The 14794-nt window shown below is 66.6% G+C and carries 10 protein-coding genes and 1 tRNA gene; 1 reads left to right on the top strand and 10 read right to left on the bottom strand.

From position 1 onward, the window contains the following. Positions 1–3: 3 nt before the first annotated feature. The 10 genes from ACIRQP_RS07495 to ACIRQP_RS07450 all read right to left on the bottom strand — a co-directional run bounded on the left by ACIRQP_RS07495 (position 4) and on the right by ACIRQP_RS07450 (position 13325). Positions 4–3918, bottom strand: a complete 3915-nt coding sequence (locus tag ACIRQP_RS07495) for a DNA-directed RNA polymerase subunit beta' (RefSeq protein WP_403884878.1) — start codon at positions 3916–3918, stop codon at positions 4–6. 125 nt (positions 3919–4043) lie between these two features. Then, positions 4044–7526: a DNA-directed RNA polymerase subunit beta gene (rpoB, locus tag ACIRQP_RS07490; RefSeq protein ID WP_403884875.1), complete on the bottom strand. Its 3483-nt coding sequence runs from the start codon at positions 7524–7526 to the stop codon at positions 4044–4046. 590 nt (positions 7527–8116) lie between these two features. After that, a complete protein-coding gene (rplL, locus tag ACIRQP_RS07485) occupies positions 8117–8500 on the bottom strand; it encodes a 50S ribosomal protein L7/L12 (RefSeq protein WP_351396537.1) in 384 nt (127 codons plus the stop codon). Between the two features lie 84 nt (positions 8501–8584). After that, on the bottom strand, positions 8585–9145 hold the full coding sequence (gene rplJ / locus ACIRQP_RS07480; RefSeq protein ID WP_403884871.1) for a 50S ribosomal protein L10: 561 nt from the start codon (positions 9143–9145) through the stop codon (positions 8585–8587). Between the two features lie 247 nt (positions 9146–9392). Then, positions 9393–10313: a hypothetical protein gene (locus ACIRQP_RS07475; RefSeq protein ID WP_403884868.1), complete on the bottom strand. Its 921-nt coding sequence runs from the start codon at positions 10311–10313 to the stop codon at positions 9393–9395. Positions 10314–10457: 144 nt separating this feature from the next. Further along, positions 10458–11180, bottom strand: a complete 723-nt coding sequence (gene rplA / locus ACIRQP_RS07470; RefSeq protein ID WP_403884865.1) for a 50S ribosomal protein L1 — start codon at positions 11178–11180, stop codon at positions 10458–10460. 81 nt (positions 11181–11261) lie between these two features. After that, positions 11262–11696, bottom strand: a complete 435-nt coding sequence (gene rplK, locus ACIRQP_RS07465; protein ID WP_030351419.1) for a 50S ribosomal protein L11 — start codon at positions 11694–11696, stop codon at positions 11262–11264. A gap of 190 nt (positions 11697–11886) precedes the next feature. Continuing rightward, positions 11887–12774 carry a transcription termination/antitermination protein NusG gene (nusG, locus tag ACIRQP_RS07460; RefSeq protein WP_403884862.1) on the bottom strand — a complete coding sequence of 296 codons (888 nt, stop codon included), beginning with the start codon at positions 12772–12774 and terminating at the stop codon, positions 11887–11889. An 85-nt stretch (positions 12775–12859) separates the two neighbouring features. Next, positions 12860–13144: a preprotein translocase subunit SecE gene (secE, locus tag ACIRQP_RS07455; protein WP_030351417.1), complete on the bottom strand. Its 285-nt coding sequence runs from the start codon at positions 13142–13144 to the stop codon at positions 12860–12862. A gap of 108 nt (positions 13145–13252) precedes the next feature. Next, positions 13253–13325, bottom strand: a tRNA-Trp gene (locus tag ACIRQP_RS07450). Between the two features lie 227 nt (positions 13326–13552). On the opposite strand from ACIRQP_RS07450, the gene ACIRQP_RS07445 reads away from it, so the two are divergent. Then, the gene (locus tag ACIRQP_RS07445) at positions 13553–14779 is read left to right on the top strand and encodes a pyridoxal phosphate-dependent aminotransferase (protein WP_403884859.1); all 1227 of its coding nucleotides are present in this window, start codon (positions 13553–13555) and stop codon (positions 14777–14779) included. Positions 14780–14794 lie beyond the last annotated feature (15 nt).

Here is a 14794-nt window from a genome sequence, read left to right as displayed (position 1 = left end):
TACTTACTGGTTGTACGGACCGTAGTCGTAGTCCTCCAGCGGAACGGCCTGGCCGGAGCCCGTGCCGAACGGCGAGTAGTCGATGTCGTCGTAGCCGACGGCCGAGTACATCGCGGCCTTGGCCTCCTCGGTCGGCTCGACCCGGATGTTGCGGTAGCGGGACAGACCCGTACCGGCCGGGATGAGCTTACCGATGATGACGTTCTCCTTGAGGCCGATCAGGGAGTCCGACTTGGCGTTGATCGCCGCGTCGGTGAGGACCCTGGTCGTCTCCTGGAAGGACGCCGCCGACAGCCACGACTCGGTGGCCAGCGACGCCTTGGTGATACCCATCAGCTGCGGACGGCCGGAGGCCGGGTGGCCGCCTTCCGTGACCACACGACGGTTCTCGGTCTCGAACTTCGAGCGCTCCACCAGCTCGCCCGGCAGCAGCTCCGCGTCGCCGGACTCGATGATCGTCACGCGGCGCAGCATCTGCCGGATGATGATCTCGATGTGCTTGTCGTGGATCGACACACCCTGCGAGTTGTAGACCTTCTGGACCTCGCCGACCAGGTGGACCTGGACCGCGCGCTGACCGAGGATCCGCAGCACGTCGTGCGGGTTGGTGGCACCCACGGTGAGCTTCTGGCCCACCTCGACGTGGTCGCCCTCGCCCACGAGCAGACGGGCACGCTTCGAGATCGGGAACGGCGTCTCGTCGCTGCCGTCGTCCGGGGTGACGACGATCTTCTTGGTCTTCTCGGTCTCCTCGATACGGATGCGGCCGGCCGCCTCCGAGATCGGGGCGACACCCTTGGGCGTACGGGCCTCGAAGAGCTCGACGACTCGGGGCAGACCCTGGGTGATGTCGTCACCGGCCACACCACCGGTGTGGAAGGTACGCATCGTCAGCTGGGTACCGGGCTCACCGATGGACTGGGCGGCGATGATGCCGACCGCCTCACCGATGTCGACCAGCTTGCCGGTGGCCAGCGAGCGGCCGTAGCAGAAGGCACAGGTGCCGACCGCGGACTCGCAGGTCAGGACCGAGCGGGTCTTGACCTCCTCGACCCCGGCGGCCACGACGGCGTCGATCAGGACATCGCCCAGGTCGACATTTGCCGGCGCGATGACCTTGCCGTCGACGACGACGTCCTCGGCGAGCATCCGCGCGTACACGGACGTCTCGACGTCCTCCGCCTTGCGCAGCACACCGTCGGCGCCGCGCTCGGCGATCCGCAGCTTCAGACCGCGGTCGGTGCCGCAGTCCTCCTCGCGGATGATCACGTCCTGCGAGACGTCCACCAGACGACGGGTCAGGTAACCCGAGTCGGCGGTACGCAGGGCGGTGTCGGCCAGACCCTTTCGGGCACCGTGCGTGGCGATGAAGTACTCCAGCACGGACAGACCTTCACGGAAGGACGCCTTGATGGGACGCGGGATCGTCTCGTTCTTGGCGTTGGACACCAGACCACGCATACCGGCGATCTGACGCATCTGCATCATGTTTCCGCGAGCACCCGAGTTGACCATCATGGAGACGGGGTTGGTCTTCGGGAAGTTCGCGTTCATCGCCTCGGCGACCTCGTTGGTCGCCTTGGTCCAGATCGCGATGAGCTCCTGCGTGCGCTCGTCCTTGGTGATCAGACCGCGCTCGTACTGCTTCTGGACCTTGTCGTCCTGCGCCTCGTAGCCCCGGACGATCCCCTTCTTCGCCTCGGGCACGATGATGTCGGAGATGGCGACGGTGACACCGGAACGGGTCGCCCAGAAGAAGCCGGCCGCCTTCAGGTTGTCCAGCGTCGCCGCCACGATGACCTTGGGGTAACGCTCGGCCAGGTCGTTGACGATCTCGGAGAGCTGCTTCTTGCCCACCGTGTAGTCGACGAACGGGTAGTCCTCGGGCAGCAGCTCGTTGAAGAGCGCGCGGCCCAGGGTCGTACGCAGCCGGAACGGGTCGCCCTGCTGCCACGGCACCGCGGTGCCGTCCGTGTCGGCCTCCTCGGCGACCGGCGGGGTCCAGCCGCGCGGCGGGATGGTGCCCACCGGGAAGCGGATGTCGACCTTCGCCTGGAGCGAGAGCTCACGGTTGTCGAACGCCATGGTCGCCTCGGCCGCGGAGCCGAAGGACCGGCCCGCGCCCTTGACCTCGCGCTCCTCCTCGTCCGTCGTGAGGAAGAAGAGACCGAGCACCATGTCCTGGGTCGGCATGGTGACGGGACGACCGTCGGCCGGCTTCAGGATGTTGTTCGAGGACAGCATCAGGATGCGGGCCTCGGCCTGCGCCTCCGCGGAGAGCGGCAGGTGGACGGCCATCTGGTCACCGTCGAAGTCCGCGTTGAACGCGGTGCAGACGAGCGGGTGGATCTGGATGGCCTTGCCCTCGACCAGCTGCGGCTCGAAGGCCTGGATGCCCAGACGGTGCAGGGTCGGCGCACGGTTCAGCAGCACCGGGTGCTCGGCGATGACCTCTTCGAGCACGTCGTACACGACCGTACGGCCGCGCTCGACCATGCGCTTCGCCGACTTGATGTTCTGCGCGTGGTTCAGATCCACCAGGCGCTTCATCACGAACGGCTTGAAGAGCTCCAGCGCCATGGCCTTCGGCAGACCGCACTGGTGCAGCTTGAGCTGCGGGCCGACGACGATCACGGAACGGGCCGAGTAGTCGACGCGCTTGCCGAGCAGGTTCTGACGGAAACGACCCTGCTTGCCCTTGAGCATGTCGCTCAGGGACTTCAGCGGGCGGTTGCCAGGACCGGTGACCGGACGGCCGCGGCGGCCGTTGTCGAACAGCGCGTCGACGGCCTCCTGCAGCATCCGCTTCTCGTTGTTCACGATGATCTCGGGGGCACCGAGGTCAAGGAGACGCTTGAGGCGGTTGTTGCGGTTGATCACACGGCGGTACAGGTCGTTCAGGTCGGAGGTCGCGAAGCGGCCACCGTCCAGCTGCACCATCGGACGCAGGTCCGGCGGGATGACCGGCACGCAGTCCAGCACCATGCCCTTGGGGCTGTTGCTGGTCTGCAGGAACGCCGAGACGACCTTGAGGCGCTTGAGCGCGCGGGTCTTCTTCTGGCCCTTGCCGGTACGGATGATCTCGCGGAGGCGCTCGGCCTCCTCGTCCAGGTCGAAGGACTCCAGGCGCTTCTGCAGCGCCGCGGCACCCATCGAACCGTCGAAGTACGTGCCGAAGCGGTCACGCAGCTCGCGGTAGAGCAGCTCGTCGCCCTCCAGGTCCTGGACCTTGAGGTTCTTGAAGCGGTTCCACACCTCGTCGAGCCGGTCGATCTCGCGCTGCGCGCGGTCGCGCAGCTGCTTCATCTCACGCTCGGCACCCTCGCGCACCTTGCGCCGCACATCGGCCTTGGCGCCCTCGGCCTCCAGCTCGGCCAGGTCGGTCTCAAGCTTCTTGGCGCGGGCTTCGAGGTCGGCGTCACGGCGGTTCTCGACCTGCTGGCGCTCGACGGAGACATGCGCCTCCAGCGACGGAAGGTCGCGCGTGCGGCGCTCCTCGTCCACGAACGTGATCATGTACGCGGCGAAGTAGATGACCTTCTCCAGGTCCTTCGGCGCGAGGTCGAGCAGGTACCCGAGGCGTGACGGGACGCCCTTGAAGTACCAGATGTGGGTCACGGGCGCGGCCAGCTCAATGTGGCCCATCCGCTCACGGCGCACCTTGGCGCGCGTGACTTCCACGCCACAGCGCTCACAGATGATGCCCTTGAAGCGGACACGCTTGTACTTGCCGCAGTAGCACTCCCAGTCCCGGGTCGGACCGAAGATCTTCTCGCAGAAGAGTCCGTCCTTCTCGGGCTTGAGCGTGCGGTAGTTGATGGTCTCCGGCTTCTTCACTTCGCCGTGCGACCAGGTCCGGATGTCGTCCGCGGTGGCAAGGCCGATCCGCAGCTCGTCGAAGAAGTTGACGTCGAGCACTTGTCGTCAATCCCTCTTTCGGGGGTTCGAGCCCCTCGCGTCAGCGAGTAGATGGGGCACTTCAGCAATGGTCTGAACGGGTCCGGGGAGAGCCGGCCGGATACGGGATCCGGCCGGCGAACCCGTCAGACCTCTTCGACGCTGCTCGGCTCGCGCCGGGACAGGTCGATACCGAGCTCCTCCGCCGCGCGGAAGACGTCCTCGTCCGTGTCACGCATCTCGATGGACATACCGTCCGAGGACAGCACCTCCACGTTGAGGCAGAGCGACTGCATTTCCTTGATGAGCACCTTGAAGGACTCGGGAATGCCGGGCTCGGGGATGTTCTCGCCCTTGACGATGGCCTCGTAGACCTTCACGCGGCCGGTCACGTCGTCGGACTTGATCGTCAGCAGCTCCTGGAGGGCGTACGCGGCGCCATAAGCCTCCAGCGCCCACACCTCCATCTCACCGAAGCGCTGACCGCCGAACTGGGCCTTACCACCCAGCGGCTGCTGGGTGATCATCGAGTACGGGCCGGTCGAACGCGCGTGCAGCTTGTCGTCGACCAGGTGGTGGAGCTTGAGGATGTACATGTACCCGATCGAGATCGGGTCCGGGAACGGCTCACCGGAGCGGCCGTCGAACAGGTGCGCCTTGCCGGACGGCTGGACCATCCGGTTGCCGTCGCGGTTCGGGATCGTCGCCTCGAAGAGACCCGAGATCTCATCCTCACGGGCACCGTCGAAGACCGGGGTGGCGACATTGGTGCCGGAGGCGACCTCATCGGCGCCGATGGCCTTCAGCCGCTCCATCCAGTCCTCGCTGCCCTCGACCTTCCAGCCCTGGCTGGCGAGCCAGCCGAGGTGGATCTCCAGGACCTGTCCCGGGTTCATTCGGGACGGGACGCCCAGCGGGTTGAGGATGATGTCGACCGGGGTGCCGTCCTCCAGGAACGGCATGTCCTCGATCGGCAGGATCTTCGAGATGACGCCCTTGTTGCCGTGACGGCCGGCGAGCTTGTCACCATCGGTGATCTTGCGCTTCTGCGCGACGTACACGCGAACCAGCTGGTTCACGCCCGGCGGCAGCTCGTCGCCCTCCTCGCGGTCGAAGACCCGTACGCCGATGACCTTGCCGGTCTCGCCGTGCGGCACCTTCAGCGAGGTGTCACGGACCTCACGGGCCTTCTCACCGAAGATCGCGCGGAGCAGTCGCTCCTCCGGGGTCAGCTCGGTCTCACCCTTGGGCGTGACCTTGCCGACCAGGATGTCCCCGGCGACGACCTCGGCACCGATCCGGATGATGCCGCGCTCGTCGAGGTCCGCGAGGACCTCCTCCGAGACGTTCGGGATGTCCCGGGTGATCTCCTCGGGGCCCAGCTTGGTGTCACGGGCGTCGACCTCGTGCTCCTCGATGTGGATCGAGGAGAGGACGTCGTCCTGGACCAGCCGCTGGCTGAGGATGATCGCGTCTTCGTAGTTGTGGCCCTCCCACGGCATGAACGCCACGAGGAGGTTCTTGCCGAGCGCCATCTCGCCGTTCTCGGTCGCCGGACCGTCGGCCAGAACCTGGTCGGCGATGACCCGGTCGCCCTCGTCCACGACAACCTTCTGGTTGACGGAGGTGCCCTGGTTCGAACGGGAGAACTTGTGCAGGCGGTACGTGGTGTACGTGCCGTCGTCGTTGGCGGTGGTGATGTAGTCCGCGGAGACCTCCTGGACCACACCGTCCTTCTCCGACTTGAGTACGTCACCGGCGTCGACGGCGCAGCGGTACTCCATGCCGGTGCCGACGAGCGGTGCCTCGGACTTGATCAGCGGAACGGCCTGACGCATCATGTTCGCGCCCATGAGGGCACGGTTGGCGTCGTCGTGCTCCAGGAACGGGATCATGGCGGTCGCGACCGACACCATCTGGCGCGGGGAGACGTCCATGTAGTCGACGTCGTCACCGGGGACGTAGTCGACCTCACCGCCACGACGGCGGACCAGGACGCGGGCCTCCTCGAACCGGAACTCGTCACTGAGCGGCGCGTTGGCCTGCGCGATGACGAACCGGTCCTCTTCGTCGGCCGTGAGGTAGTCGACCTCGTCGGTGACGACGCCGCCGGTGACCTTGCGGTACGGCGTCTCGATGAAGCCGAACGGGTTGATCCGGCCGTAGGAGGCGAGCGAGCCGATCAGACCGATGTTCGGTCCTTCAGGGGTCTCGATCGGGCACATGCGGCCGTAGTGCGACGGGTGCACGTCGCGGACCTCGAAGCCGGCCCGCTCACGGGAGAGACCACCCGGGCCGAGCGCGTTCAGTCGGCGCTTGTGGGTGAGACCCGACAGCGGGTTGTTCTGGTCCATGAACTGGGACAGCTGGCTGGTGCCGAAGAACTCCTTGATGGAGGCGACGACCGGCCGGATGTTGATCAGGGTCTGCGGCGTGATCGCCTCGACGTCCTGAGTGGTCATGCGCTCGCGCACGACGCGCTCCATACGGGCGAGACCCGTACGGACCTGGTTCTGGATCAGTTCGCCGACGTTACGGATACGACGGTTGCCGAAGTGGTCGATGTCGTCGGTCTCGACCATGATCGAGGTGCCGTTCTCGCCGACCGTCTCGGTCTCGCCTGCGTGCAGCTTGACCAGGTACTTGATGGTGGCGATGACATCGTCGGTGGTGAGCACGCCGGCGTCCAGCGGCTCGTCCGCGCCGAGCTTCTTGTTCACCTTGTAGCGGCCGACCTTCGCGAGGTCGTAGCGCTTCGGGTTGAAGTAGAGGTTCTCCAGCAGCGTCTGAGCGGCCTCGCGTGTCGGGGGCTCGCCCGGACGCAGCTTGCGGTAGATGTCGAGCAGCGCGTCGTCCTGGCCCTGGGTGTGGTCCTTCTCCAGGGTGGCGCGCATGGACTCGTACTCGCCGAACTCCTCCAGGATCTGCTCGGTGGTCCAGCCGAGAGCCTTGAGGAGGACGGTCACGGACTGCTTGCGCTTGCGGTCGATACGGACACCGACCATGTCGCGCTTGTCGATCTCCATCTCCAGCCAGGCACCCCGGGACGGGATGATCTTGGCGGAGAAGATGTCCTTGTCGGACGTCTTGTCGATCGACGAGTCGAAGTAGACGCCCGGCGAGCGGACGAGCTGGGACACCACGACACGCTCGGTGCCGTTGATGACGAAGGTGCCCTTGTTGGTCATGAGCGGGAAGTCGCCCATGAAGACCGTCTGGGACTTGATCTCGCCGGTCTCGTTGTTGGTGAACTCAGCCGTGACGAAGAGCGGGGCGGCGAACGTGAAGTCGCGCTCCTTGCACTCGTCGATGGAGTTCTTGGACGGCTCGAAGCGGTGATCGCGGAAGGTCAGCGACATCGACCCGGAGAAGTCCTCGATCGGAGAGATCTCCTCGAAGATCTCCTCCAGACCTGACTTCCTGGGGACGTCTTGCCCACTCTCCAGAGCCGCCTCGACACGAGCCTTCCAAGCGGCGTTACCGAGCAGCCAGTCAAAGCTCTCGGTCTGCAGCGCCAGGAGGTTCGGAACCTCGAGGGGCTCCTTGATCTTTGCAAAGGAGATGCGCAGCGGGGCGGTGCTGGCACCGTTGTTCGTATTCGTGGTCGAGGCGTTGCGCGAGGCGGCCAAGAGGGGGTCCTTCCGAGGGCTCGGACTCACTACGCGCGTACCGGTCCCAAGCCGGGCACGGAGAGGGAAAGCCCTGTTCAGGGCCGTTCACTCACCGATGCTCTTGCGAGGCGGTGCCCCTGGTGACGGGCAGGGAGCAGCTAACAGGCAGCGCAAAGGGTCAGTGTAGCCACTTGGCACACTGATGTCCAGAGCGGGTTTTCCGACACCCTCGTTTTTCTCAACACCCTTGTCTCAACTGCGGCAACTCAACTGCGGCAAGCCTCGCGCCGTAGGCGCACATCGATACTGCCCTCTTCGCCGTCGATCCATGCCTCGGATGCGGATCGATTGTGCCGACGCGTCCTGAGAATTGCGCGCTGCGTGCGGTTCGTCAAGGCCCCCCACCCCGCGCGGAAGGTCACGGGGCGTACGGAGGCACGGCGATGATCACGATACTCGCCGCGCGCCGAAGAGCAAGGCAGCCCCCACGGGAGCGCGAAAGGGCGACCACCCGACTGGGTGATCGCCCTTCGCGTCAACACTGCGCCTCGCGGCGCCGAGACAGCCTCCGTACGCCTACAGGCGCCCGGTGACGGACTCGTACGGGGTCACTTGACCTCGACGGAGGCGCCGGCGCCCTTGAGGGACTCGGCGGCCTTGTCAGCGGCCTCCTTGGCGACCTTCTCCAGGACGGGCTTCGGGGCGCCGTCCACGAGGTCCTTGGCCTCCTTGAGACCCAGGGAGGTCAGCTCACGCACGACCTTGATGACCTGGATCTTCTTCTCGCCGGCACCCGTGAGGATGACGTCGAACTCGTCCTGGACCTCTTCGGCCTCGGCCGGGGCACCGGGGGCACCGGCGACCGGCGCGGCGACCGCGGCGGCGGCGGTGACGTCGAACTTCTCCTCGAACGCCTTCACGAACGCGGAGAGCTCGATGAGGGTCATGTCCTCGAACTGCGCGAGCAGGTCTTCCTGGCTGAGCTTCGCCATGATGGCGGTCCTTCCACTAATTCGGCTGGTGCCGTATGTACAGTTCCGCGGGCGTACCGGCCCGCTGCGACCGAGCGAGCGTGATTACTCGGAGTCGGCCTCGACGGGAGCCGGCGTACCGGCACCGCCCTGCTCTTCCTTCTTGACGCGAAGCGCTTCCGCGGTGCGGACGAACTTCGACGGAAGCGCCTGGAAGAGCGAGGCAGCCTGCGACTGCTTGCCCTTCATGGCACCTGCCAGCTTGGAGAGCAGAACCTCGCGGGACTCAAGGTCCGCGAGCTTCTTGATCTCGTCGGCGCTCAGCGCCTTACCATCGAGGACGCCGCCCTTGATGATGAGATTCGGGTTGTCCTTGGCGAAGTCACGAAGACCCTTCGCCGACTCCACCGGGTCACCGGTGACGAAGGCAACCGCCGTCGGACCCGCGAAGAGGTCGTCCAGCGTGTTGATCCCGGCCTCGTTGGCCGCGATCTTGGTCAGCGTGTTCTTCACCACGGCGTACTGGGCGTTCTCACCGAGAGAACGACGCAGCTCCTTGAGCTGCGCCACGGTGAGACCCCGGTACTCGGTCAGCACGGCGGCGTTCGAGCTGCGGAACTTGTCCGTCAGCTCGGCTACCGCGGCAGCCTTGTCGGGCCTTGCCATGAGCATCGGCCTCCTTCCGGGTGATGAGGACCGCTCAGAAGGGGCTGGGCAAAACGAAACGCCCCGGCGCAGGCGCACGGGGCGTAGCTCGACCGAATGGAATCCGGGAGCTGTCCACAGTCACCTGCGCAGGTCGTCCGCAGCTAGCGGATCCTTCGGCCGCCGCACCCTCTTACGAGCACACGGCAACGACCAGCGGTCTTTGGCTTCTGGGGCAGACTACGTGAGGAGGAACGCGCCGGGCAAATCAGCTGCCGGCGCCGGCGTCGCCCAGCTCACCCAGCAGCTCGGCGAAGTCGAAGGTGTCTCCGGCCGGCGGGGCCTGGACCTGCGCCTTCGCTCCGTAGTCGGAGTAGTGCGCCGATATGTTGACCTCGCCCTGAGCGGTGTCCATACCGATGTCCATCTTCACCGGATAGGCGTCCTCGTTGACCCAGACCTCCGTGTCGTACCCCTTCAGGCCCGACTTCTTCATCGAGTCGAGGAGGTCCGCGCGCTCCTTCGCGCTGAGCACGTCGAGCGAGCCATTGGACTTCACCATCTCGTCGAGCGTGAGCGTGCCCTTGTAGTGCTCGGCCTGGACGCCGTCGACCTTCTCGCTGCCGAGGTGCTTCAGATTCGGCGAGTCGAGCAGCAGGGCGAGCTGCTGGGCCGGGTCCTGGTTCATGTTCTCCAGGCCGCCCGTCAGCTGCTTCTGGACCGCCTCGTCCCCGGACGCCTCGGCCAGCGCGCTCAGGTCGAGCTTCATCCAGCGCTTGCCGTCCATGTCCTTGGCCGCGTCGGGGCCCATGTCCATATACATGGCGTTGTCGAGCCAGACCATACGGATCTCGTCCGGGGCCGCGGCGTCGGCGGAAAGCGCCGATCCGTCCATGGTCATGTCCATCACCGTGGGGTCCCACCCCATGACGCCGGACATTTCCATGTCGCCCGCCGCGCCCGCCGCGCCCGGCATCGACATCGTCATGCGGACCTTGGCCGACTTCGCCTCGGAGGTCTTCTTGTAGGCGGCGGTGATGACATCCGCGGCCCCCGACGAGGTCTGTGCCTTCTCCAGGGCCGGGGCCCCTTCCTTCGTACCGCCGTCGCTCTGACAGCCCGCGACAGCGGCGATGACGGCCACGGCCGCCAGCGAGACGCCCCCGCGCCTCCACACAGACATGCTCATATCCCACCCCTTGGTTGTGCGTTCAACTCCTCTGCACGGTAACGCACGTCGCTGACAAGCCGTAGGGACGAAAGCCGGTCCCCGCACCTCCGGAGAGGTGCGGGGACCGGCTTTCGTACGCGAGACCCGCGGCTGCCGTCAGTGTCAGACGGCGGCCGGGTCCTCCTCCACGAGGAGGTTGCGGGTGCGGTTGGCGTCCAGCGGGATGCCGGGGCCCATCGTCGTGGCCAGGGTCGCCTTCTTGATGTAGCGGCCCTTGGCGGCGGACGGCTTGAGACGGAGGATCTCCTCCAGCGCCGCGGCGTAGTTCTCGACCAGCTTCGTCTCGTCGAAGGAGACCTTGCCGATGATGAAGTGCAGGTTCGAGTGCTTGTCGACGCGGAACTCGATCTTGCCGCCCTTGATGTCGTTCACAGCCTTGGTGACATCGGGGGTGACGGTGCCGGTCTTCGGGTTCGGCATCAGACCACGCGGGCCGAGGACGCGGCCGAGGCGGCCGACCTTGCCCATGAGGTCCGGGGTGGCGACGACGGCGTCGAAGTCCAGACGGCCCTTCGAAACCTCGTCGATCAGTTCGTCGGCGCCGACGATGTCGGCGCCCGCGGCACGCGCGGCCTCGGCACGGTCACCGGTCGCGAAGACCAGGACCCGGGCGGTCTTGCCGGTGCCGTGCGGAAGGTTCACGGTGCCACGGACCATCTGGTCGGCCTTGCGCGGGTCGACGCCCAGACGCATGGCCACCTCGACGGTGCCGTCGAACTTGCTGGTGGTGGTGTCCTTGGCGATACGGACGGCCTCGAGCGGGGCGTACGAACGCTCCCGGTCGATCTTGGCGTCCGCGCCGCGGAGAGCCTTGCTGCGCTTCACTTCATCTCCTGTGGTTCATCAGGTGTGGAGGTCGTGGTCCGGGCCGCGCATGGCCCTGCCACTGGGGCTTGCCCGGTCGGGTCAGCCCTCGACCGTGACGCCCATGGAACGGGCGGTGCCGGCGATGATCTTCTCGGCGGCGTCCAGGTCGTTGGCGTTCAGGTCGGGCATCTTGGTGGTGGCGATCTCGCGCACCTGGTCGCGGGTGAGCTTCGCGACCTTCTTGACGTGCGGCTCGCCTGAGCCCTTGTCCACGCCCGCGGCCTTGAGGATCAGCTTGGCGGCCGGCGGCGTCTTGGTGATGAAGGTGAAGGAGCGGTCCTCGTAGACCGTGATCTCCACCGGCACGACCATGCCACGCTGCGACTCGGTCGCGGCGTTGTAGGCCTTGCAGAACTCCATGATGTTGACGCCGTGCTGGCCCAGCGCGGGGCCGACCGGCGGAGCCGGGTTGGCCGCGCCGGCGCTGATCTGGAGCTTGATAAGCCCCGTGACCTTCTTCTTCTTGGGAGGCATTGCTCTCTCCGGGTCCTAGTGAGAGTTTTCAGCCAGCCGTCCGGTCATCCGGATGGAGGCATACCGCACAACGATAACGGGTATGGCTGTGCGGCCAAAAACCGACAGGTCAGACAGCTGTATGAGCCTGTCTGACCTGTCGGAAGCTGCGGTCGCGGGCGGGCGCCGAAGCGCACGCCGCCCGCTGGGCTCAGTTCTTCTGGATCTGGTCGAAGCTCAGCTCGACCGGGGTCTCGCGGCCGAAGATCTCGACCAGGCCCTTGACCTTCTTCGAGTCGGCGTTGATCTCGTTGATGGTCGCCTGGAGCGTGGCGAACGGACCGTCGGTGACGGTGACCGAGTCGCCGACCTCGAAGTCCAGCACCTGGACCTCGACCTTGCGGGACGGAGCGGGCTTGCCCTCGGCCTCCGCGGCCTCACGGGCGGCCTTCTCCTCGGCCTCCGGCGCGAGCATCTTGACGATCTCGTCCAGGGTCAGCGGGTACGGGTCGTAGGCGTTGCCCACGAAGCCGGTGACACCGGGGGTGTTGCGGACGACGCCCCAGGACTCGTTCGTCAGATCCATGCGCACCAGGACGTAACCCGGGAGCTTGTTCTGGCGAACGTTCTTGCGCTCGCCGTTCTTGATCTGGACGATCTCTTCCTCGGGGACCTCGGCCTGGTAGATGAACTCCTCGACGTTCAGCGAGACGGCGCGCTGCTCCAGGTTGGCCTTCACGCGCTTCTCGTAGCCCGCGTAGGTGTGGATCACATACCACTCGCCGGGCAGCCCGCGGAGTTCCTCACGAAGGGCGGCGACAGGGTCGGCGGGGGCCTCGGGCTCCTCGTCGGCGTCGATCCCGTCGGTGTCGCCCGCGGCCTCGTCAGCGGCCGCTTCGTCGGCGTCGTCCTCCGCGGGGTCGTCCTCCGCGGAGTCGTCCTCGATATGGAGCGCGGCTTCCTCGGCCGGCTCGCCCGCGGCGACGTCAGCGGCTTCGGCCTGGTCTGGCTCGACAGCGTCCGCCGCCTCGACGATGCCGGTCTCGTCCTCGCGGGACTCCACCGACTCGCTGGCGTCGTTCAGTTTCGGGTCAGACACGGTGGCTGCTTCTTCCTGGCTCAATGGGTGGAACACGCGAAAGGGGCGCCGCGCCGGTCCGCCGGGTCCGGGCGCCCTCGCGGGATCAGCCGAAGACGTACTTGATTGCTTGCTGGAAGCCATAGTCAATCACGGTCACCAAACCGATCATGACGACGACGAAGACAATCACCACGGTGGTGTACGTAGTCAGCTGGTTGCGAGTCGGCCAGACGACCTTGCGCAGCTCGGCGACGATCTGACGGTAGAAGAGCGCGAGACGGCCCAGGGGGCCCTTCTTACCGCGCTTGCCGCCCTTGCGAGGCTTCTTCGACTCGGCGGACTCGTCGTCCGCATCAGGCTTGTCGATGGAGCCCACGGCGTCCGTCACGCTCTCTCACCTGATTCCGGGTCGTGGCCGTGCCGCGCCCGGGGGAGCCGCACGGCGATGCATTCAATGTACGTACATGCGCACACATCCTGGCGAAGATGTGTGTAGCAGGGCCGGAGGGACTTGAACCCCCAACCGCTGGTTTTGGAGACCAGTGCTCTACCAATTGAGCTACGACCCTTTGCGTTTTCCCCAACCTACCGCATCCGACCGGATGCACGGAGTGCGCGGTACGGACCTGGCGGCTGAGGGCCAACGACGAGTGAGTGTACGTGGTCGCGGCCCCCGCGTCGAACAGCTTCCCCCAGGACGGTCGCGGCCCACGTCCCGCGACGCGGTCTTCCTTCCGTGTGTCCACCCAGCGAAACCTGTGTGCCAGGGAGGTTTCGGGTCTGGGACCATGGGCCCATGAGCGCTGCAACCCCTCCGACCGAGCGCCGGGTCTCCGCCCGTATCGGCGCGATCTCCGAGTCCGCGACTCTCGCCGTGGACGCCAAGGCCAAGGCCCTGAAGGCAGCCGGGCGTCCGGTGATCGGCTTCGGCGCCGGCGAGCCCGACTTCCCGACGCCCGGCTACATCGTCGAGGCCGCTGCCGAGGCGTGCCACAACCCCAAGTACCACCGCTACACGCCCGCCGGGGGGCTCCCCGAGCTCAAGGCCGCGATCGTCGCGAAGACGCTGCGCGACTCCGGCTACGAGATCGAGCCCTCCCAGGTCCTGGTGACCAACGGCGGCAAGCAGGCGATCTACGAGGCGTTCGCGGCCGTCCTGGACCCGGGTGACGAGGTCATCGTCCCGGCTCCGTACTGGACGACGTACCCCGAGTCGATCCGGCTGGCCGGCGGTGTCCCGGTAGAGGTCGTGGCCGACGAGACCACCGGCTACCGGGTCTCCGTCGAGCAGTTGGAGGCCGCGCGTACCGAGCGCACGAAGGTCGTCCTCTTCGTCTCCCCGTCCAACCCGACGGGCGCCGTCTACAGCCCCGCCGACACCGAGGCCATCGGCCGCTGGGCCGTCGAGCACGGCCTGTGGGTGATGACGGACGAGATCTACGAGCACCTCGTGTACGGCGACGCCGCCTTCACCTCGCTGCCGGCCGTCGTGCCGGAGCTGCGCGACAAGTGCATCGTGGTCAACGGTGTGGCCAAGACCTATGCGATGACCGGCTGGCGTGTGGGGTGGATCGTCGGCCCCAAGGATGTCGTCAAGGCCGCGACCAACCTCCAGTCGCACGCGACGTCCAATGTCGCCAATGTCTCGCAGGCCGCGGCGATCGCCGCCATCTCCGGTGACCTCACCGCGGTCGTCGAGATGCGCGCCGCCTTCGACCGGCGCCGCCGGACCATCGTGCGGCTGCTGAACGAGATCGACGGCGTCGTCTGCCCGGAGCCGGAGGGTGCCTTCTACGTGTACCCGTCGGTGAAGGCCCTGCTGGGCAAGGAGATCCGCGGCAAGCGCCCGCGGACGTCGGTCGAGCTGGCCGCGCTGATCCTGGACGAGGTCGAGGTCGCGGTCGTCCCCGGAGAGGCGTTCGGCACACCCGGCTATCTGCGGCTGTCGTACGCGCTCGGTGACGAGGACCTGGCGGAGGGCATCGGCAGGGTCCAGAAGCTGCTGGGCGAGGCCACGGACTGAGCAGGTGCGCAACGG

Origin of the sequence: Streptomyces sp. NPDC102274, from assembly GCF_044766385.1 — a bacterium.
In the GTDB taxonomy this organism is placed as follows: Bacteria; Actinomycetota; Actinomycetes; order Streptomycetales; family Streptomycetaceae; genus Streptomyces.
The sequence above is the reverse complement of the archived record's forward strand: the minus strand, read 5'-3'. Positions and strand labels throughout refer to the sequence as shown.

What these genes read in the sequence shown, in the direction of transcription:
- rplL (WP_351396537.1), bottom strand. Translation starts at nt 8,500, where the DNA reads ATGGCGAAGCTCAGCCAGGAAGACCTGCTCGCGCAGTTCGAGGACATG.
- rplJ (WP_403884871.1), bottom strand. Translation starts at nt 9,145, where the DNA reads ATGGCAAGGCCCGACAAGGCTGCCGCGGTAGCCGAGCTGACGGACAAG.
- ACIRQP_RS07475 (WP_403884868.1), bottom strand. Translation starts at nt 10,313, where the DNA reads ATGAGCATGTCTGTGTGGAGGCGCGGGGGCGTCTCGCTGGCGGCCGTG.
- rplK (WP_030351419.1), bottom strand. Translation starts at nt 11,696, where the DNA reads ATGCCTCCCAAGAAGAAGAAGGTCACGGGGCTTATCAAGCTCCAGATC.
- ACIRQP_RS07445 (WP_403884859.1), top strand. Translation starts at nt 13,553, where the DNA reads ATGAGCGCTGCAACCCCTCCGACCGAGCGCCGGGTCTCCGCCCGTATC.